The sequence below is a fragment of the Corynebacterium sp. genome, assembly GCF_022712195.1.
Taxonomy (GTDB): domain Bacteria; phylum Actinomycetota; class Actinomycetes; order Mycobacteriales; family Mycobacteriaceae; genus Corynebacterium.
In genome coordinates this window covers 42,477-62,590 of the sequence record NZ_JALAGY010000030.1, presented here as the reverse complement: position 1 = coordinate 62,590, position 20,114 = coordinate 42,477, and the positions used below count along the sequence as shown (strand labels likewise).

Sequence of the window (20,114 nt, the reverse complement as noted above, 5' to 3'; positions counted from 1 at the left end):
GCACCAGGCCGTCGACACCGCCGAGATCGACGAAGGCGCCGAAGTTGACGATGGAGGACACGACGCCCTTGCGGACCTGGCCCTTCTGCAGCTGGTGCAGGAACTCGGAACGGACCTCGGACTGGGTCTGCTCGAGCCATGCACGACGCGACAGGACGACGTTGTTGCGCTGCTTGTCGAGTTCGATGATCTTGGCCTCGATCTCCTGGCCGATGTACGGCTGGAGGTCGCGGACGCGACGCATCTCGACGAGGGAGGCGGGGAGGAAGCCACGCAGGCCGATGTCCAGGATGAGGCCGCCCTTGACGACCTCGATGACGGTACCGGTGACCGGCTCGTCCTTCTCCTTGAGCTCCTCGATGGTGCCCCAGGCGCGCTCGTACTGGGCACGCTTCTTGGACAGGATCAGGCGGCCTTCCTTGTCCTCCTTGGTGAGGACCAGGGCGTCGACCTCGTCGCCGACCTCGACGACCTCGCCGGGATCGACATCGTGCTTGATGGACAGCTCGCGGGAGGGGATGACACCCTCGGTCTTGTAGCCGATGTCAAGCAGGACCTCGTCGTGGTCGACCTTGACGACGGTACCTTCAACGATGTCACCGTCGTTGAAGTACTTGATGGTGGCGTCGACTGCGGCGAGGAAATCCTCAGCGGAGCCGATGTCGTTGACGGCTACCTGAGGAACGTTGTTGGTGGGCATATGTGAAGTTGCTCCGAGACGGATTGATCTTAGTGATGGACAGGGGGCACCGCTCCACCAGCGTTCAGTGTCACGGCACCGTCGCGCGCCTGCGGACAGACGGTTAACGGACTGTAGGCTACACGACCCCTCCGAGCTGTGCAAATACCGTCTGGGAGAACTCCGCGGTCCCCGCACCCCCGGGACCTGCGAGATCCGGGGTCGGACTGTGCAGCGTCGCATGGCGGACGGCGTCGGCGAGAGCCTCACCAGCGACGTGGTGGCCCAGGTGGTCCAGCATCATCGCCGCGGAGTTCATCAGGCCCGCCGGATTGGCGACGCCCCGTCCGGCGATGTCGGGCGCCGACCCGTGGGCGGCCTGCGCCATCACCGCCCGGTCCCCGGCGTTGATGCTCCCGGCGGAGCCGAGGGAGCCTCCGAGGGCGGCGGTCAGGTCCGAGAGGATGTCACCGAACATGTTCTCCGCGACGATGGTGCGGTGCCTCTCCGGGTGCACCACCAGATCGGCGCACAGTGCGTCGATGTGCACCGGAAGCAGTTCCACACCCGTGTCAGCCGCCATGGCCTCCGCCTCCTCGAGGTACATCCCCGAGGACCGCGCGAGGACGTTGGCCTTGTGGGCGACGGTGAGCGGACCGCCCCGTTCCCCGGCGACCTGCCCGGCCCTCCGGACGATCCGGCGCACCCTTTCCCTGGTGAACGTCCCGATCGCCAGGGCCACGTCCGGGGTCACCATCACGTCCCCGGAGCCGGCGTACATGTTGCGGTCGGCGTACATCCCCTCGGTGTTCTCCCGGACGACCACCACGTCCATCCCCGGAGCCACGGCACCGGGGATCCCCCGTACCGGCCGGATGTTCGCCCACAGCGCGGCACGGACCCGCAGCGCCGCCGAGGGGTTCTGCTGTCCTCTCGCCTCGGGCGGGTAGGACGCGTTGTCGTGCGGCCCGAGGATCCAGCCGTCCACCCCGGCGACCGCCGACCAGGTCTCCTCCGGGACGACCTGACCGGTCCTCATGAACGCCTCACGCCCCAGCTGCAGGGGCACCCAGCTCACGCCGTACCCGCCGTGCCGGCGCAGCGCCAGGGTCGTGGCGGTGACCGTCGGCTCCACGATCTCCGGACCGATCCCCTCTCCGGGCCAGTAGCCCAGCGTCACGGTGGAAGTCGGGGAACTCTCAGGCGTCGTACTCACAGGTCCCCATCCTAGGCCACCGGACACGCGCTCCGTGGGCGGGTTTCGCCCTCCCCTGGTGAATCCGGATACGATGACGCGCGTGAAAGACAACTCCCCCAGCCCAGAACAGTCTCCAGAGAAGACACCCGGTCAGCCCGACGTCCAGGCGCCGGTCTTCGGACGCACGCCCCTGAACCCGGGGTCGGTGGTCTTCAACCTCCTTCGCGGCGGTCTCATCGGTTCCGCCGAGCTGGTCCCCGGGATCTCCGGGGGTACGGTCGCCCTTGTCACGGGCGCCTACGAGAGGGTGCTCTACAACGCCAACCGTCTTCTGGACGCGGTGAAGGCGTTCGCCACCGACCGTAGCGAGGGGGTCCGCAAATTCAAGGCCGTGGACTGGACGATGCTCCTGCCCATGGCGGTCGGCATGGTCGCCATGGTCTTCGCCCTGGCAGGTGTCCTCGGCTCGTTCGTGGAGAACCACCCGGTGCCCGCCAAGAGCCTGTTCCTGGGCATGGTCGCGGTCTCCGTCGTGGTCCCGTTGCTGATGATCGACACCGCGGACCTGAAACGCCGGCTCCCGGTGGCGGTCCCCCTGTTCATCGTCGGTGGCCTGTTCACGTTCATCGCCACCGGGTTCTCCTCGTCGACGAACCCGGACCCCAACCTGCTGCTGGTGTTCATCGCCGCAGCCGTCGCGGTGTGTGCGCTGATCCTCCCCGGCGTCTCAGGCTCCTTCTTCCTCTACGCCATCGGCATCTACTCGGCCACGTTGACCGCGGTCAGCGATCTCGACCTGACCTACATCGCCGTATTCGGACTCGGCGCCCTGACCGGCCTGGTCCTCTTCGTGCGCGTGATGGAGCACCTCCTCACCCGTCACCGCACCCTCACACTGTTCACCATGACCGGCATGCTGCTGGGTTCCCTGCGCGCGCTGTGGCCCTGGCAGGACGACGACGCCGCCCTCCAGACCCCGGGTGACCAGGCCGGACCGGCCCTGGCCCTGTTCGCCCTGGGCGCCGGTGTCGTGGCGGCGATGGTCATCACCGAACAGGTGATGAAACGACGCCGGCAGCGTGCGCTCGCCGAGCGCCCGTCGAGCTCCGGCGGCCGCCTCCCCTGACTGACCACGGGGCGGCCGGCCGGGGCTCAGTGCCCGGCGGCCTCCCAGTCCCCGCCGGTGCCGGTCGACACGTCCAGGGGGACGCGCAGCTCGGCGGCACCGTCCATCTGCTCCCGGAGCAGATCCGTCATCTCCTCGAGTTCGCCGTCGACGACCTCGACGACCAGCTCGTCGTGGACCTGCAGCAGCACCCGCGACCGCATCCCCCGCCGCGACATCTCGCGGTCGACGCGTAGCATCGCCCGCTTGATGATGTCCGCCGCGGTGCCCTGGATCGGTGCGTTGAGTGCGGCGCGCTCGGCGTTGTCGCGGGCGACCCGGTTGGTGGAGTTGAGCTCGGGGAGGTACCGCCGACGACCGTAGAGTGTCTCGGTGTAGCCGTCCTCCCGCGCCTTCTCCACCACCTCGTCGAGGTACCGCTTCACACCACCGAAGCGCTCGAAGTAGGTGTCCATGATCTTCTTCGCCTCGCCGGCGGCGATGTTGAGCTGTTGGGAGAGCCCGAAGGCGCTGAGCCCGTACACCAGGCCGTAACTCATCGCCTTCACCCTGCGTCGCAGTTCCGGGGTGACCTCGTCGACGGGCACGTCGAAGACCTTCGAACCGACGTAGTTGTGCAGGTCCTCGCCCTTCCGGTAGGCCTCGATCAGGCCCGGGTCCTGCGAGAGGTGGGCCATGACCCGCATCTCGATCTGCGAGTAGTCGGCGGTCAGCAGGGTGGTGTACCCCGACCCGACGCGGAAGGCACCGCGGATGTGGCGTCCCGCCTCGGTCCGGACCGGGATGTTCTGGAGGTTGGGCTCGGCCGACGACAGGCGGCCTGTCGCCGCACCCCGCTGGTTGAAGGTGGTGTGGATGCGCCCGTCGTCCGCGGTGGCCTCGATGAGCCCGTCGATGGTGGTCTTCATCTTCTGGTACTCACGGTGCGCCATGAGGTGGCTGAGGAACGGATGTCCTGTCTGGGCCGTCAGCTTCTCCAGTTCCCCGGCGGCGGTCGAGTAACCGGTCTTCGTCTTCTTCGTCGTGGGCAGACCGAAGTCCTCGAAGAGCACCCTCTGCAGCTGCTTCGGACTCGACAGGTTCAGTGACTCGTCCCCGGCGAGCTCCCGGGCCGCGGCCACCTCCTCGGCGATCCTGCCGGCGTAGTTGTCGGAGAGTTCCTGCAGGGCCGGACGGTCGACCGAGATGCCGTGGCTCTCCATCCTCGCCAGCACCGTCGCCAGGGGGACCTCCAGGTCGAGGTACAGCTCCATCGCCCCGATGTCCGCGAGCTCCGGTGTCAGCGAGGAGACCAGTTCCAGCACGGCCTGGGCCCGTGCGGCTGTCGACGCCCCGTCGGGGAGCTCGTGCCCGACGTGGCGTTGCAGGACGTCGGCGAGACCCGTGGACCGGACGTCGGGCCGCAGGAGGTAGGCGGCCAGGGCGGTGTCGTGCTCGACTCCGTCGAGTTCCGCCCCGGAACCGTGGAGCATGTGCCAACCCCGCTTGGAGTCGTGCATCCACTTGGCGGCCGAAGCGTCGGAGAGGTACTCCAACAGGACCTTCTCGTCCTTGGGCGCCTGGTCGTCCAGTTCGATCTGCACGGCGTGGAGTGCGCCGTCCTCCCCCGGCACGGGATCGAGCAGGACGACCCGGTCCGCGCGCCCGCCGTAGGGGGCCCCGTCCCCGGTGACCTCGAGGACGAGCGGACGGTTGACGGCGGGGTCACCGTGGCTGCGCCCCGCCTTCCACCCGGCGCGCTGGGCGAGCCACCCGGCGAGCTTCCCCTCGGGCACGTCGTCGACGGTGAGTTCGGCCGCCGCTCCGTCCTCGAACTCGATGCCGAGCACCCGGAACGTGCGGTTGCGGAGATTCGCGCCGAACTGCAGGGTGTCGAAGAGGTCGCTGGCCTCGGTGGCGTCGACGGGCGAGGGGCGCAGGGCCGAGAGCGGGTCGCCGTCCCCGTCGAGGTCCCCGAGGTCGAGGTCGCGCACCATCTCAGTGACCTTGCGGGCCAGGATGACGTTGTCGATGTTCTCGCGGAGGGATTCACCGACCTTGCCTCCGAAGTCGTCGAGGTGCTCGATGACGGAGTCCAGGCTGCCGTACTTGCTGATCCACTTCTGCGCCGTCTTCGGTCCGACGCCGGGGACACCGGGCATGTTGTCGGAGGTGTCCCCGCGCAGGGAGGCGAGGTCGGGGTACTGGGTGGGGGTCACCCCGTACTTCTCCTCCACCCGGGCCGGGGTGAACCGGTCGAGTTCCGAGACCCCGCGCAGGGTGTAGAGCACGGTGACGTCGTCGTCGACCAGCTGCAGGCTGTCGCGGTCACCGGTGCAGATCACCGTGCGCATGCCCGCGTCACTGCCCCTGCACGAGAGCGTGGCGATGATGTCGTCTGCCTCGTAGGCCTCCTTGGTCAGGGTCCTGATCCCCAGTGCCCTGAGCGCCTCCTGGATCAGTTCGACCTGCCCCCGGAACTCCTCCGGTGCCGGCGGGCGCTGTGCCTTGTACTCCGGCAGGTCCTTCTCGCGGAACGTCGGACCCGAGAGGTCGAATGCCGCCGCGACGTGGGTGGGCCTCTCGTTCTCCATCAGGCCCAGGAACATGCCGAGGAACCCGTAGACGGCGTTGGTGTACTGCCCGCCGGTGGTGGAGAAGTTCTGGGCGGGCAGTGCGTAGAAGGCCCGGAAGGCCAGGGAATGTCCGTCGAGCAACAGGAGGGTGGGGCGTTCGTCCCCGGGGTTGTCAGTCATGTGACCTTCCTGCATGTCCGTGCACCTGTCTGTCACGTGTCCGGACACACTTCTCGTGGTGGCTGCCGCGGTTGGCGTCGTGCCCGGGCTAGTCTAGTCGCCATGAGTGACCAGACAGAGAGTATCCCGGGCGAACCGGCGTCCCCGCACGACCCTGAGCCGCACACCTCGGCACGGCGGCGTGCGGACCAGACCCGGGTGAGCATCCTGGAATGTGCGAAGGCCGCGTTCAACCGGCGCCCCTACAGCGAGGTGTCGCTCAAGGACATCGCCAACGAGGTCGGCGTCAGCGCGCCGCTGATCATCAAGTACTACGGGACGAAGGAGAACCTGTACGAGGCCCAGCTGGACTTCACCGAGGCCGCGGAGCGGCTCAACAGGGTCGATTTCCGGGAGATGGGCACGCACCTGGCGCGTCTGGCGGTGACCTCCGCCGACGACAGCCCGAATTCGCTGGTGCGTAAACTCGCCGACGCCGGCGGCAACCGGCACATCGTCGACGCCCTGGGCCAGGTGTTCCGTCGGCAGGTGGTGGCCCCTGTGCTGGAGCGGGTCGCCGCCGAGTCTCCCGGGGCGTCGTCCGCCGACGCCGAGATGCGTGCGGAGGCGGCGATGTCGATGGTGATCGGTCTGGCCCTGATGCGCCGCCTGGTGACCCAGGAGTACTTCCACGAGGCTGACGTCGAGACCTTCGTCGAGTACTACGGGGGACTGGTCCAGTGCGTCCTGGACGGTGCCGACGCCGCGCCCTGACAGCGGCACGAGCGATTCCGGCCCCGTGTTGTCCGTGCCGAGACCTCTGCCGTATGATTCCCGGGGCCGGCCCTGGTGGCGGAATTGGCAGACGCGCTGCACTCAAAATGCAGTGTCTTCGGGCGTGTGGGTTCGAGTCCCACCCAGGGCACCCCTGACCCCGTCGGTCTCCCCGGAGACCGGCGGGGTTCCGCGTGTCGGTGTCAGCGCCGTACGAGCGCGGCCAGGTCGTCCTTCTTCGCCGGCCTCATGTCCCAGGCGTCGAGACTGACGCAGAGCTGCAGTGAGCCTGCCGCTGACCGCCCGGTCTTCTCCGCGGAGTGCGTGTGCCCGTGGATGACGGGCTCGCCGCAGTCCCTCGGACGCCACTGCACGTGCCGGTCGGGGCTCGTGTGGTCCCCGTCGTAGGGGAAGTGGCTGACCACCGCCCGCCGCCCTTCCAGCTTCAGGGTCATCGCGGACGAGACCGTGTCGAAGGTCCGGAGGAACCGGGTGTGGCCGGTCAGGGCCCGGGCGTGCATCGGGTGGACGGCGTCGTGGTTGCCGGCCACGAGGTGGAGGCGGGCACCTGTGGCGTCGCGGATCCCGGCCAACAGTTCCAGGGCCCGGTCCTCCTGGTCGGGGATGCCGGAGGAGATGTCGCCGAGGACGAAGAGCCGGTCCCCGGGCAGAAGTGCCTCCCGCAGGTTTCCCGCCAGGACGGCGTCGTGGGCGGTGACATCGTCGAATCCCCTCGGCCGGGCCGGGGTGAGGTGACCGAAATGCAGGTCAGCGGTGAACCAGTCCGTCATCGTCCCCATGGTACTCGGCCCGCCGGTGCGCTACATTGGGGGGAGAAACTTCCGGGATCAGCCCGGCGAGTCCTGTCCCCAGGAGGATAACCGTGGACCTTCCCATCGCCGAAGCCGCCGAGACCGCAGGTGCCTACTCACTGAACGCCGTGTTCATCGTGGGTTCGGTCCTGTCCTCGCCCATCGGACTGCTCGCTGACATCGGGACCTACCTCACGTCCTTCCTCCCGCGGTTCTAGGACGGCGCTCCCCTACTGGGAGTCGATCTCCTCCGCAGTGGTGGCGACCTTCGTCCCGTCCTCGAACTGACGCTTGCCGAGGACGTTGTTCGGGTCGACGACCGCGACCTTCTTTCCGTTCTCGCGGATGCGGCGCAGTCCCTCCTTCACCATGCGCCGACCCACCGGGTTGCTCTCGGTGACCCGGCGGGCGTCGATGATCACCCTCGGGGTCCTGATCTCCTGGTTCTCCGCGGCGGTGAGGAACTCCTCGGCGCCGGAGAAGTCCAGTCCGCCCTGCAACCGGAACACCGTGGTCCTGCCGCGGGTGCGGATACCGCGCACCGAACTGCCCTTGCGCGTCACCGCGGACATCAGGTGGAGCCCCATGTCCTCCGACAGCGCCCTGAAGATCTTCGCGCCGCGCACACTGTTGCCTGACTCGTCCAGGCGCGGGGAGAACGTGGCGATCCCCAACTGTCCCGGCAGCGTTCCCATCAGGCCGCCGGCGACACCGGACTTCGCGGGGATGCCCACACCGGCCATCCACTTCCCCGCACCGTCGTACATGCCCGCCGAGGCCATCACCGCCTGCACCTGCCGGCACACCAACGGCTCCAGGATTCGCTCGCCCGTGAGCGGCTGGACCCCGCCGAGCGCCAGCGTGGCCCCCATCACGGCGAGGTCCTTCACCGTGACGCGGATCGCGCACTGGCGGGTGTAGCTCGCCACCGCGTCCTCCGCGGAGTCCACGATCACGTCGTAGCTGCGCAGCATGTGGGCCAGCGCCAGGTTGCGGTCGGCCGTGCCGGTCTCGGAGGCGGTGACGTTCTCGTCGACGGTGAGCTGCCGTCCCGCCAGCCGGGAAAAGTACTCCACGACGACCTCGACCCGGTCCTCGACCGAGGAGTCCTCGCCGTTGATGAGCTGGTTGACCGCGATGGCCCCGGCGTTGATCATCGGGTTGACCGGGCGGTGGGTCCTCCCGTCAAGTGAGAGTTCGTTGAAGGCCTCTCCGGAGGGTTCCATGCCCACCGTGTCGATCACCTTCTCCACACCGCAGTCCTGCAGTGCCGCGGCATAGGCGAACGGCTTGGAGATCGACTGCATGGTGAACTCGCGCTCGTCGTCGCCGACGCTGTAGATCCACCCCTGGTTGGTGCACATCGCCAGCGCCAACGGTGTCGGGTCGGCCTTGGCGAGCTCCGGAATGTAGTCGGCGACCGCCCCGTCGTCCTCGTCTCGGACCCGGTCCAAGATGTCATTGAGATAGTCTTCGACGAGAGAATCCATGGGGCCCGAGACTAACAGAATGCGGCGCCGATATACTTCCCCCCATGACACCCCATTCCGTTCCGCGACCGGGCCGGTCGGCCCGAAAGGTCGGCTCGGTCCTGGGGGCCCTGATGATCTCGGTGTCCCTGGCAGCCTGCGTCACCAACGAGGAGTCCGGCAACCCCGACGGGTGGGTGGACACCCTCCCCGAGCCGGTCCCTGAACTCCAGGAACTCCTCCCCCCGGACTACCGCGACTCCGGACGCATCTCGGCCTCGACCAACCCGACGTTCCCGCCCAACCAGTTCAAGGACCCCTCCGGGGAGATCATCGGTTTCGAGGTGGACCTTGTCCGCGCCGCCGGTGCCGTGCTGGGGCTGGACGTCGGCTTCCAGCAGCAGGACTTCAACCTGATCCTGCCGTCGATCAGCGCCGGCACGGTGGACGTCGGCACCTCCGGCTTCTCCGACACCGAGGAGCGGCAGAAGGCCTACGACTTCGTGGACTTCTACACCTCGGGCATCTCCTGGGCGACGACCCCCGGCAAGACCGTCGACCCGGCCGACGCCTGCGGTCTGACGGTGGCGGTGCAGAAGGGCACCTACTCCGACACCGACGACGTGCAGGTGAAGTCGGAGCAGTGCCTCGCCGACGGCCGTCCGGCGATCAACAAGCTCGTCTACGAATCCGCCAACGCCGCCGCGAACGCCACGGCGCTGAAGCGGGCCGACGCGATGAGTTCCGACTCCGCGGTCACCGACTACGCCGTCCAGCTGTCCGACGGCAAGCTCGTCCCCGCCGGGGACGCCTTCGACACGACCCCCTTCGGCTGGGCATTCGCCAAGGACTCTGACCTCGTGCCGGCCTTCGCCGCCGCCCTGGAGTACCTGATCACCTCCGGACGGTACGAGGAGATCCTCGAACCCTGGGGACTCACCGACGGCGCCGTCGACACCGTCACCGTCAACACGAGGGACTACCCCCTCCCCGCCGCCGCATCCGCCGATGAAGGAGCAGCCTCATGAGCGACCACACCCGGGCGCAGGAACGCACCCGCCCGACCGACAACGACGTCGTCCCTCTGCGCCACCCCGGCCGGATCATCGCGTCGGCCGTCCTGCTGGTCCTGGTGGCCCTGTTCATCTGGAACGCCGCGCACAACGAGGCCTACGGGTGGGGCATCTACGCCTCCTACCTCTTCGACACCCGTATCGCCGAGGCCGCCCTGCACACCCTGGCCCTGACGGTGCTGGCGATGATCGTCGGAGTGGTCCTGGGTGCCGTACTGGCGGTGCTGCGCATGTCGCCGAACCCGGTGACCAGCGGCATCGCCTGGCTCTACCTCTGGATCTTCCGCGGCACCCCGGTGTACGTCCAGCTGGTGTTCTGGGGCCTGCTGTCGGCGATCTACCAGTCGGTCAACGTCGGTTTCACCGAGATCGACCTGGAGTCCCTGCTCAACAACATGTTCTGGCTCGCCGTGATCGGCCTGGGTCTCAACGAGTCCGCCTACATGGCCGAGATCGTCCGTGCCGGCATCCAGGCGGTCCCCGAGGGCCAGTCGGAGGCGTCGAAGGCACTGGGCATGACCTGGTGGCAGAACATGCGCCGCACCGTGCTTCCGCAGGCCATGCGCATCATCATCCCGCCGACAGGCAATGAGCTGATCAGCCTGTTGAAGACGACCTCGCTGGTCATCGCCCTGCCCTACGCCGGTGAGCTCTACGGGCGTTCGATGGACATCGCCTACGCCATGTTCGAGCCCGTGCCGATGCTGCTCGTCGCCGCGACCTGGTACCTGGTGATCACCTCGATCCTCATGGTCGGCCAGCACTACCTGGAACGTTTCTACTCCCGCGGATCCTCGCGGGCGTTGACCAGCCGGCAGCTCGCCGCACTGACCGACGCCGAGGGCCTCCCCCCGCTGAACATCACCGTGGAGGACCCGGGCAACCCCCGCACCGGCAACGGACCGTCCGACGGTGGAACCACCCACGGAAACAACAAGGAGAACCGCCGATGAGTTCCCAGAAGAGTTCCCAGTCCGCCACCCCGATGATCGCCGTCAAGGACGTCTGGAAGCGCTACGGCCGTCTCGACGTGCTCAAGGGCATCGACCTGGAGGTCCCCGCCGGCGGGGTGACCTGTCTCATCGGCCCCTCGGGCTCCGGCAAGTCCACCCTGCTGCGCTGCGTGAACCACCTGGAGAGCATCGACGCCGGACGTATCGAGGTCAACGGTGACCTCATCGGCTACCAGGAGCGCAACGGCCGCCTGCACCAGATCTCCGAACGCGAGGCCTCACGGCAGCGCGCGGACATCGGCATGGTCTTCCAGCAGTTCAACCTGTTCACCCACCGGACCGTGCTGGCCAACATCATCGAGGCACCGGTGAAGGTCAAGGGGATCCCGAAGGCCGAGGCTGAGGCCACCGCCCGCGAACTGCTGGCCATGGTCGGGCTCTCGGACAAGGCCGACGCCTGGCCCGTGCAGCTCTCCGGCGGTCAGCAGCAGCGCGTGGCCATCGCCCGCGCGTTGGCGATGAAGCCCAAGCTGATGCTCTTCGACGAGCCGACCTCGGCCCTGGACCCTGAACTCGTCGGCGAGGTCCTCAACGTGATGCGTCGACTCGCCGACGACGGCATGACCATGCTCGTGGTGACCCACGAGATGGGCTTCGCCCGGGAGGTGGCCGACGAGGTCGCCTTCATGGACGGTGGCCGCATCGTCGAGCACGGGCCGGCACGTCAGGTCATCACCGACCCCCGGCAGGAGCGTACCCGCTCCTTCCTCTCCAGCATCCTGGACTGACGTCGCAGGAGGAGGGCCACCGCTTCAGCGGCGGATGTCGACGTACCACGGTACACGGGGGGTCCCCGGGTCGTCGAGGACCTGCTGGAAGAGCTGTTCGGCGGGCTGCTTGTCCCGGGTGACCAGCACCTCCGACAGTCGGGCGGTCAGTGCACTGACACTGCCGTCGTAGCTGGCCACGTCAATCGTGACGGTCGCCGGTTCCGGGGCCTTGCCTGCGTTGTCGGCGTCGTCGGCGAATCCGTGGTCACGCCACACCTCCTCGAGGCCGGGGTCGACCGTCTCCCCGGTCGACCCGGTCGTCACGGTGAGGTCGGCGTCGAGCGCCCCGGCGTTGAGGGCCAGCAGCTGTCGGAGATCATCGACGACGGCGGCGCGCTGCTCGTCGGTGGAAAGAATCTTGAACACGATCTGGGGCATGGGACCATCCTAGGGCAGTGGAGCACCGGCCCTCCCCCACGGCCGGGTGCGAACGACTACTGTTGGGTAACTGTGATCGGCCACTCCTCCATCTCCCCAGCACCGGTGCCCCCGTTGACGACGCTGCCCGACGGCACCATCAAACAAGTCAACCCGTTCTCCGGGACCGAAGTGTGGACCGTGCCCAGCCGGGGTCACCGTCCCGTCCGCCGGCGGCCGGAGGACGTCTTCACCGTCACCGACGGCAACCGGGACAACCAGACGGACTTCGGTGTCGCCGACCTGCTCCGGACCACCCCGGAGAAGGCCCGGATGGTCATCGACGACAACGGCGACCCACGGATCCTGCGTGGTCTCACCGTCTCGGACCTGGACAAGACTGACCCCCTGTTCCGTCGTGTGGCGAACCTGTACGAGATCCTCACCTACGACTACTGGCTGGTGAACTACGGGCACCGCATGGACGCCACCGCCGCACGCCACATGGCCGAGTACCTCTCGGAGCCGGAGGGCCGCGCCCACGTCGAACGTCTCCTGCGCATCCGCCTCGAGGCCGCCGGACGGCCCGCGGAGGAGATCGACGCCCTGTTCACCGGGGACCGCGCGGCCCAGAGCGTCAACGAACTGGGCGGCCCCCTGTTCGGCGGCGGCCACGACATCATCCTCGCCCGTGACCACTACGTCCCCGGCGCCACACGGAGCGACCAACTCCTCAGTTCCGGCGAGATGAGCTGGTCGGACCACCGGCTCTACATCGCCTTCACCGTGGACGCGATGGACCGTCTCTACCGGGCGAACCCGTACGTCCGCTACGTCGCCGCCTTCCAGAACTGGCTGGAACCGGCGGGGGCCTCCATCGAGCACCTGCACAAGCAACTCGTGGCCATCGACGAGCACGGCCTGCAGAACGAGACCGAGATCGCGCAGGTCCGGGCGAACCCGAACATGTACAACCAGTGGGCGGTGGACTACGCCGGCCACCACAACCTCATCGTCGCCGAGAACGACCATGCGGTCGCCTTCGCCGGCTTCGGGCACCGGTGGCCCACCCTCGAGGTCTTCTCCCGTTCGGGGACCACTGAACCCTGGCTGATCAGTGACGACGAGCGGGACGCGATGGCCGACCTGGTCCATGCGTGCCACGTCGCCGCCGGGCCGCACATGCCGTCCAACGAGGAATGGCTGCACCGTCCCCTGGACGTCGACGTCCCGATGCCCTGGCGCATCATGATCAAGTGGCGCGACTCCACCATGGCCGGGTTCGAGGGCGGCACCAAGATCTTCATCAACACGCTCAGTCCCGCGGCCCTGAAGTCCAAGGTCCTCGACAGGCTCGAGGAGGCCCGGGACCGGGGCCGTCTGGCACCCGGGATCCGGCTCGGCGACGAGATCGACTTCCAGCGCAACTCCCTGCGCTACAATCCGGCGGTCCGGTAGCTAGAATCGTCTCCCATGAGTACTCACGGGATCGCCGAATTCGTCGACAGCCACGGTGTGGACCTGTCCTGGACCGATGGTTTCTACACCTGGATGCACCGGCACCCCGAGCTCAGTGAGCACGAGGAGCAGACGGCCGCGTACATCCTTCGGCGCCTGGAGCCGCTGGGGGCGGAGGTCACCTCCGGGATCGGCGGTCACGGCATCACCGCGGTGTGGCGCAACGGTGACGGGCCCACGGTCCTCTACCGCGCCGACTTCGACGCCCTGCCGGTAACCGAGGACACCGGGGCCGACTACGCCTCCCTGAACCCCGGGGTGATGCACGCCTGCGGGCATGACGTGCACACCACCGCCCTGATGGGGCTGTGCGAGGTCATGGACGCCCGCCGGGACGCCTGGTCCGGGACGTTCATCGCACTGTTCCAGCCTGCGGAGGAGGTGACCCGCGGAGCCACGTCCATGATCAGGGACGGCCTGGCCGAACGGATCCCCGCCCCCGACGTCTGCCTGGGGCAGCATGTGATGCCGGGTCCGGTGGGCACAGTGTACTCGGCCGCCGGCCCGGTCATGGCCGCCTGTGACACGATCACCGTGACGCTGCACGGTGTCTCCGCGCACGCGTCGGCACCGCACAACTCGGTGGACCCGACGTTCCTCGCCGCGATGATCGTGGTCCGGCTCCAGGGCATCGTGGGACGGGAGGTGGCCGCCGACGACTTCGCGGTGGTCTCGGTGGGCACACTCACCGCAGGGCACACCAACAACACCATCCCGGACACCGCCACCCTGGTGCTCAACTGCCGGTTCTACGACACGGCGGTGAGGGACCGCACCTACGCCGCCGTCGAGAGGGTGATCCAGGCCGAGTGCGCAGCGTCCGGGACGCCGCGCCCGGCTGACATCGTCTACTCCGCCCGTGGGGAACTCACCGACAACGACGCCGGTGTCCACGACACCGTCCGTCCGGTGTTCGACGCGGTCTTCGGCGACCGTTCACAGGACGCGGCGCGGTGGACCGCCTCCGAGGACTTCTCCGAGATCCCGCGCCATTTCGGGGTTCCCTACGAGTTCTGGCTCACCGGGTGCACCGACCGGGACGAGTGGGACGCGGCCGTGGCCGCCGACCGGGTGGCACAGGACATCCCGGGAAACCACTCCCCGCACTTCCTCCCCGCCCCCGGCACGGTGGACGCCGCGACACGTGCGGCTCTCGCCGGTGTACTGGCGTACCTCTGGCGTTCCTGAGCGTGTTCACGGGGCCGGCACGACCGGGCGTCCGAGCGGTCCCGCGAGGAACCCGTCCATCGCCGACCAGTCGCGCCTCGCCTGTACCGTCCCCCGGTGCAGGGAGTCACGCAGCACGTCGACCTTGCGTTCGGTGGAGCTCACCGGGTTGTCGTCCTCGGGGAAGTAGAGGAACGCCCGACCTGCCCGTTCCAGCGCGTAGAGCCGTTCCATGGTGGCGTTGTAGCGGATGTGCCGGGTGATCAGTGCCTCCGCCACCGCAGGATAGCGCCGCAGCAGGGCGCGCCACACCGTCGACTTCCCCACCGGCGGCTTCACGTAGCCCCGCGGGTGGGTCAGCACAGCGAAGAACCGGTCGTACCCGTCGGCCAGTGCGGCGTCGAGGGGGATGCCCCCGGACGGTCCGAGGGCACCGTCGACGTAGGGCACACCGTCGATCCGGGGGACGGGCATCGCGAACGGGATCGTGGAGGACGCCCGTACGCGGTCCATCAGCTCGGCACCGGAGCTGATGTCACCGCGGCCCCAGTACACCGGGTCCCCGTTGTCCGCCCTCGTCGCGCAGACACGGAACTCGGTGTCACCGTCGAGGACCCGGCGGGCGTCGTAGGGGCGGGGGAGGTCGAGTGTGGGCGCCTCACCGTAGATGTACTCGGCGTTGAAGTAGCCCTTTCCCCGCAGCAGCCACGTCCAGCCGCCGAAGCGTGGGTCGGTGGCGAAGTCGACGAAGCTGTGCCGCAGCCGGTCGCGCTCACCGCTGAGGTAGCTGACCAGGTGGGACGCCCCGGCGGAGACTCCCCCGACCCAGCCGAACCGGACGTCGTTCTCCATGAGGACGTCCATCGCCCCGGCGCTGTAGGACGCCCGCATGCCACCGCCCTCCAGCAGCAGCGCCGTGTCACGTGCGTCGATCATCAGGTGCCCCTGCCTGCGCTAGGCGGTGTCCTCACCGAGGAGGTGCACGTGGATCATGTTGGTGTTGCCCGCGGTGCCGGGGGGTGAACCTGCCACGATGACGACGGCGTCCTCGGGGGTGAAGCCCGCCTGGCCCAGCAGGATCGAGTCCACCTCCTGCATGATCTCGTCGGTGGTGGTGACCTCGTTGGTCAGGAAGGACTCCGCACCCCAGGTCAGGGAGAGCTGGTTGCGGACCTCCTGTGACGGGGTGAACACCAGCAGGGGGAGGTCGGAACGAAGACGGGCCACGCGGCGGGCGGTGTCCCCGGAGGCGGTGAAGGCGATCAGTGCACGGGCGTTGAGCCGCTCGCCGATGTCCTTGGCGGCGAAGCTGATCACACCGCGCTTGGTGCGCGGCAGGTGGGACAGCGGCGGGACGTCACCGTCGACCTCCGCGGCGGTGACGATGCGCGACATCGTCTTGACCGTGTCCACCGGGTACTTGCCGACGGAGGTCTCACCGGAGAGCATGACGGCGTCGGCACCGTCGAGCACGGCGTTGGCCACGTCCGAGGCCTCGGCGCGGGTGGGGCGGGAGTTCTCGATCATCGAGTCCAGCATCTGGGTGGCCACGATGACGGGCTTGGCGTTCTCACGGGCGATCTGCACCGCCCGCTTCTGCACCAGGGGGACCTCCTCCAACGGCACCTCGACGCCGAGGTCGCCTCGGGCGACCATGATGGCGTCGAAGGCGAGGATGATCGGCTCCAGTGCGTCGACGGCCTCGGGCTTCTCCAGCTTCGCGATGACCGGGACCCGCCGTCCGACCTCGTCCATGATCTCGTGGACGAGCTCCACGTCCGCCGGGGAGCGGACGAAGGACAGTGCGATGACGTCGGCACCCATGGTGAGCGCGAAACGCAGGTCGGCGATGTCCTTCTCGGACAGCGCGGGCACGGAGATCTTCATCCCCGGCAGGGACACGCCCTTGTTGTTGGAGACCGGGCCGCCTTCGACGACCTCACAGACGACGTCGTTGCCCTCGACGGACTTGCAGACGAGACCGACCTTGCCGTCGTCGACGAGAAGCCGGTCGCCGGGGCGGGCGTCCCGGGCGAGCTGCTTGTAGGTGGTGGAGACGCGGTCGTGGGTGCCCGACACGTCGTCGACGGTGATCCGGACCTCCTCGCCGGTCTCCCAGTAGGTCTTCCCCTCGGCGAAGCGGCCGAGACGGATCTTGGGCCCCTGCAGGTCGGCGAGGACACCGACCGGACGGCCGGTCTCCTCCGCGGCCTGGCGGACCCACTCGTAGTTCTGCTGATGGTCCGCGTGTTCACCGTGCGAGAAGTTCAACCGGGCGACATTCATCCCCGCCAGAACGAGCTCACGGATCTTGTCTGCGGAGGCCACTGCCGGACCCAGGGTGCATACGATCTTGGTGCGTCTACTCACCTGTCCGAGGATAACCCTGTCCCCCGGCTCCCGCTACTGTCGGGTACCTCATCTGCAGAGACCCCGGCACCGCCGCCGTCCCCTTCCCCGTCTGCGGGACGGTCCGGGCCGGCGACGTCCTCGGGGGACTCCCGGGTCCGCGACCGCGTCACAACGAACAGGACGACAGCGCCGAGGAACACCACCGCGGACACCACACTGTTGATCCGGACGTCACCGAAGACGGTCGTCGCCTCGTCGGTACGGAGCAGCTCGATGAAGAAACGGCCGAAGGTGTAACCGGCGACGTAGAGCATGAAGACCCGTCCCCCGCCGAGGCGGAGACGCCGGTCCGCGACGACGAGCAGCACCACGACAAGCAGGTTCCACAGCAGTTCGTAGAGGAAGGTCGGCTGCACGGTGGCCAGGACGAAACCGTCGGAGACACCGTTCATCTGGTCGATGTTGCCATTCTCGTCGATGCGGCGGTAGATCTCCAGGGCCCACGGGGCGTCGGAGTCACCGCCGTAGAGTTCCTGGTTGAACCAGTTGCCCAGCCGCCCGATCGCCTGGGCGAGCAGGATCGGCGGCGCCACCGCGTCGGCGAAGGGGCCCAACGGCACCTTCTTGTAGACCAGCACCGCCCACACCGCGAGGCCACCGCCGACCACGGCCCCCCAGATGCCGAGCCCCCCGTTGGTGATCTTGAGGGCGTCGACCCAGTCACGCCCCTCACCGAAGTAGAGGTGGTGGTCGGTGATGACGTGGTAGACACGACCGCCGACGATGCCGGCGGGAACCGCCGCGATCGCACAGTCGATCACGGTCTCGGCCCTGCCACCGCGGGCGACGTAACGGTGGACCGTCCAGTACACCGCGACGACGATCCCGGCCAGGATGCACAGGGCGTAGGCGCGTACGGCGACGGGACCGAGGTACCACACGCCCTGGGGCGGCGACGGGATGGCTGCGAGGACGTCCGTGGTCACCGGCGGACCCCCTCGTGAAGATCAGCCGCCAGGACCTCCAGCGCCGCGACCCCCTCCGAGGCCGCGGAGATCAGGGCGGAGCCGACGATCACCCCGTCGGCGTAGTCCGCGATCGCCGCGGCGTGGTCGCCGGTCTTCACCCCGAGGCCGACGGCGACCGGAAGGTCGGTGGCACCGCGGGTCCGTGCGACCAGCTCACGGGCGTCCGACGACACGTCGTCCTGGGCACCGGTGACGCCCATGTGCGACTGGGCGTAGATGAACCCTCCGCCGGCGTTGACGGTGAGGTCGAGCCGTTCAGGCGTGGTCGACGGTGCGACGAGGTAGACGTTGTCGAGGCCGTTGGCCCGGCAGGCCTCGTTCCAGCGGCCGGACTCCTCCGGCAGCAGGTCCGGGATGATGGAGCCCAGGCCGCCGGCGGCGGCGAGCTCCCGGGCGAAACGCTCCGGACCGTACTGCAGGATCGGGTTCCAGTAGCTCATGATCACGGCGTTCCCGCCGGCCGCGGTGATCGCGCGGACCACCGTAAAGGTGTCGCTCACCCGGAATCCGGAGTCCAGCGCGGTCGTCGCGGCCGCCTGGATCGTCGGCCCGTCCATCATCGGGTCGGTGAAGGGGATGCCCACCTCGATGAGGTCGGCGTAGCGCGACAGTGCGGTCGCCAGCTCCACGGAGCCGTCCACCGTCGGGTAGCCGGCGGGCAGGTACCCGACCAGGGCGGCACGGCCCTCGCCGGTGGCGCGCGTGAAGATCTCGGACAGTGTGCTCATCAGTTGTTCTCCTCGTCCTGCCCCGGGTGCATGCCGAACCACGTGGCGGCGGTGTCGACGTCCTTGTCGCCACGTCCGGAGACGTTGACGATGAACAGGGGGCGCCGTCCGCTGCCGGTGCCCCTGGTGCCGTCGGCGTAGTCCGCACCGACCTTCACCGCGAGGGCGACCGCGTGCGCGGACTCGATGGCGGGGATGATCCCCTCGGTCCTCGTCAGCAGGCGGAAGGCCTCCATGGCCTCGGTGTCCGTGACGGGAAGGTACTCGGCCCTGCCCCGGTGCGCCAGGTAGGAATGCTCGGGGCCGACCCCGGGGTAGTCCAGGCCGGCGGAGATCGAGTGCGACTCGGTGATCTGCCCGTCCTCGTTCTGCATCAGCGCGGCGAACGACCCCTGGAAGACACCCTCGGAACCCACGGTGATCGGTGCGGCGTGACGGCCGGTCTCCACCCCGTCGCCCCCGGCCTCACCACCGATGAGCGCGACGCCCTCGTCGTCGATGAAGGTGTGGAACAGGCCGATGGCGTTCGACCCGCCTCCGACGCAGGCCATGACCGCGTCCGGCAGACGCCCCGCCTCCGCGAGGATCTGCGCACGTGCCTCGACCCCGATGACCCGCTGGAGGTCGCGCACCATCTCGGGGAACGGGTGGGGGCCGGCGGCGGTGCCGAAGCAGTAGTAGGTGTCGTCGGCGTGCGAGACCCAGTAGCGCATGGCTTCGTTGATGGCGTCCTTCAACGTCGCCGAGCCCACTGTCACCTCGATCACCTCGGCGCCCAGCAGACGCATCCGTGCGATGTTGAGCGCCTGGCGACGTGCGTCCACCTCACCCATGTAGATTCGGCAGTTCAGCCCGAGCAGTGCGCAGGCGGTGGCGGTCGCGACACCGTGCTGGCCGGCGCCCGTCTCGGCGATGACGTTCTCCTTGCCCATCCGCCGGGCGAGCAGGACCTGACCGAGGACGTTGTTGATCTTGTGCGACCCGGTGTGGTTCAGGTCCTCCCGCTTGAACCACACGTCGGCGCCGACGGCCTCGGAGAACCGTGCACCGTAGTACAGCGGCGACGGCCTCCCGGTGTACGTGCGGTGCAGCTCGTCGAGCTCGTCGAGGAACTCCCTGTCCGCCCGTGCCTTGGCCCAGGAGTCCTGGATCTCCTCGATCACGGCCATCAGCGCCTCAGGGATGTACCGTCCGCCGTAGTCTCCCCAGTGGCCGTTCTCGTCCGCGTCGTGCGCGGTCGGCACGGCGAGGACCTCCCCCGCCGTGGGCAGTCGGGGTGTGTTCTCGGCGTCACTCTTGTCGTTCCCGGATCGTGTACTCACACCCAGGAACTGTA

The 20,114-nt window shown here is 68.4% G+C and carries 19 protein-coding genes and 1 tRNA gene; 9 read left to right on the top strand and 11 right to left on the bottom strand.

All coding sequences use genetic code 11. The features are described from left to right. Together Q0A34_RS03990 and Q0A34_RS03985 are read right to left on the bottom strand one after the other, a co-directional pair. Positions 1-700: S1 RNA-binding domain-containing protein (locus Q0A34_RS03990; protein WP_291478655.1), on the bottom strand; the 700-nt coding region annotated here is incomplete at its 3' end. A gap of 118 nt (positions 701-818) precedes the next feature. Continuing rightward, entirely contained in the window at positions 819-1,895 is a 1,077-nt protein-coding gene (locus Q0A34_RS03985) for an isocitrate/isopropylmalate family dehydrogenase (protein ID WP_291478653.1), read from the bottom strand. Positions 1,896-1,968: 73 nt separating this feature from the next. Between Q0A34_RS03985 and Q0A34_RS03980 the strand changes: the two genes are divergently transcribed. Further along, on the top strand, positions 1,969-3,003 hold the full coding sequence (locus tag Q0A34_RS03980; RefSeq protein ID WP_291478652.1) for a DUF368 domain-containing protein: 1,035 nt from the start codon (positions 1,969-1,971) through the stop codon (positions 3,001-3,003). 26 nt (positions 3,004-3,029) lie between these two features. Here Q0A34_RS03980 and polA read toward each other — a convergent pair whose 3' ends face one another. Beyond that, complete coding sequence (gene polA / locus Q0A34_RS03975; protein ID WP_291478650.1) at positions 3,030-5,738, bottom strand: DNA polymerase I; 2,709 nt, start codon at positions 5,736-5,738, stop codon at positions 3,030-3,032. Between the two features lie 102 nt (positions 5,739-5,840). Here polA and Q0A34_RS03970 point away from each other — a divergent pair, with 102 nt between their 5' ends. Beyond that, positions 5,841-6,491, top strand: coding sequence for a TetR/AcrR family transcriptional regulator (locus tag Q0A34_RS03970; protein ID WP_291478649.1), 651 nt, complete (start codon positions 5,841-5,843; stop codon positions 6,489-6,491). A 69-nt stretch (positions 6,492-6,560) separates the two neighbouring features. After that, positions 6,561-6,642: transfer RNA gene (locus Q0A34_RS03965), tRNA-Leu, on the top strand. Positions 6,643-6,694: 52 nt separating this feature from the next. Here the strand turns inward: Q0A34_RS03965 and Q0A34_RS03960 are convergent. Next, complete coding sequence (locus Q0A34_RS03960) at positions 6,695-7,282, bottom strand: metallophosphoesterase family protein (RefSeq protein WP_291478647.1); 588 nt, start codon at positions 7,280-7,282, stop codon at positions 6,695-6,697. Positions 7,283-7,374: 92 nt separating this feature from the next. Here Q0A34_RS03960 and Q0A34_RS03955 point away from each other — a divergent pair, with 92 nt between their 5' ends. Then, positions 7,375-7,521 carry a hypothetical protein gene (locus Q0A34_RS03955; RefSeq protein ID WP_291478645.1) on the top strand — a complete coding sequence of 49 codons (147 nt, stop codon included), beginning with the start codon at positions 7,375-7,377 and terminating at the stop codon, positions 7,519-7,521. Between the two features lie 12 nt (positions 7,522-7,533). Here Q0A34_RS03955 and Q0A34_RS03950 read toward each other — a convergent pair whose 3' ends face one another. Next, entirely contained in the window at positions 7,534-8,793 is a 1,260-nt protein-coding gene (locus tag Q0A34_RS03950; protein ID WP_291478644.1) for a glutaminase, read from the bottom strand. Positions 8,794-8,906: 113 nt separating this feature from the next. Here Q0A34_RS03950 and Q0A34_RS03945 point away from each other — a divergent pair, with 113 nt between their 5' ends. The 3 genes from Q0A34_RS03945 to ehuA are packed head-to-tail and all read left to right on the top strand — an operon-like array spanning position 8,907 to position 11,586. Then, entirely contained in the window at positions 8,907-9,800 is an 894-nt protein-coding gene (locus tag Q0A34_RS03945; protein WP_291478659.1) for an ABC transporter substrate-binding protein, read from the top strand. Beyond that, positions 9,797-10,798 carry an amino acid ABC transporter permease gene (locus Q0A34_RS03940; protein ID WP_291478642.1) on the top strand — a complete coding sequence of 334 codons (1,002 nt, stop codon included), beginning with the start codon at positions 9,797-9,799 and terminating at the stop codon, positions 10,796-10,798. The genes Q0A34_RS03945 and Q0A34_RS03940 overlap by 4 nt, the downstream gene beginning before the upstream one ends. Continuing rightward, positions 10,795-11,586 carry an ectoine/hydroxyectoine ABC transporter ATP-binding protein EhuA gene (gene ehuA / locus Q0A34_RS03935; RefSeq protein WP_291478640.1) on the top strand — a complete coding sequence of 264 codons (792 nt, stop codon included), beginning with the start codon at positions 10,795-10,797 and terminating at the stop codon, positions 11,584-11,586. Before Q0A34_RS03940 ends, ehuA begins: the two co-directional genes overlap by 4 nt. Positions 11,587-11,610: 24 nt before the next feature. Here ehuA and Q0A34_RS03930 read toward each other — a convergent pair whose 3' ends face one another. Then, entirely contained in the window at positions 11,611-12,006 is a 396-nt protein-coding gene (locus tag Q0A34_RS03930) for a hypothetical protein (protein ID WP_291478638.1), read from the bottom strand. 72 nt (positions 12,007-12,078) lie between these two features. On the opposite strand from Q0A34_RS03930, the gene Q0A34_RS03925 reads away from it, so the two are divergent. Next, a complete protein-coding gene (locus tag Q0A34_RS03925) occupies positions 12,079-13,443 on the top strand; it encodes a DUF4921 family protein (protein WP_291478637.1) in 1,365 nt (454 codons plus the stop codon). Between the two features lie 15 nt (positions 13,444-13,458). Beyond that, positions 13,459-14,691 (top strand): amidohydrolase, encoded by a 1,233-nt coding sequence (locus Q0A34_RS03920; protein WP_291478635.1) that lies wholly within the window; start codon positions 13,459-13,461, stop codon positions 14,689-14,691. Positions 14,692-14,697: 6 nt separating this feature from the next. Here Q0A34_RS03920 and Q0A34_RS03915 read toward each other — a convergent pair whose 3' ends face one another. Genes Q0A34_RS03915 through trpB form a run of 5 tightly spaced genes read right to left on the bottom strand, consistent with a single transcriptional unit; the run spans position 14,698 to position 20,100 of the window. Beyond that, positions 14,698-15,606 carry a patatin family protein gene (locus Q0A34_RS03915; RefSeq protein ID WP_291478633.1) on the bottom strand — a complete coding sequence of 303 codons (909 nt, stop codon included), beginning with the start codon at positions 15,604-15,606 and terminating at the stop codon, positions 14,698-14,700. 18 nt (positions 15,607-15,624) lie between these two features. Next, on the bottom strand, positions 15,625-17,040 hold the full coding sequence (gene pyk, locus Q0A34_RS03910; RefSeq protein WP_291478632.1) for a pyruvate kinase: 1,416 nt from the start codon (positions 17,038-17,040) through the stop codon (positions 15,625-15,627). After that, entirely contained in the window at positions 17,037-18,008 is a 972-nt protein-coding gene (gene lgt, locus Q0A34_RS03905) for a prolipoprotein diacylglyceryl transferase (protein WP_291478629.1), read from the bottom strand. Before lgt ends, pyk begins: the two co-directional genes overlap by 4 nt. Beyond that, positions 18,005-18,778 carry a tryptophan synthase subunit alpha gene (gene trpA, locus Q0A34_RS03900; RefSeq protein ID WP_291478627.1) on the bottom strand — a complete coding sequence of 258 codons (774 nt, stop codon included), beginning with the start codon at positions 18,776-18,778 and terminating at the stop codon, positions 18,005-18,007. The genes lgt and trpA overlap by 4 nt, the downstream gene beginning before the upstream one ends. Continuing rightward, on the bottom strand, positions 18,778-20,100 hold the full coding sequence (gene trpB, locus Q0A34_RS03895) for a tryptophan synthase subunit beta (protein ID WP_291478626.1): 1,323 nt from the start codon (positions 20,098-20,100) through the stop codon (positions 18,778-18,780). Before trpB ends, trpA begins: the two co-directional genes overlap by 1 nt. Positions 20,101-20,114: the final 14 nt, after the last annotated feature.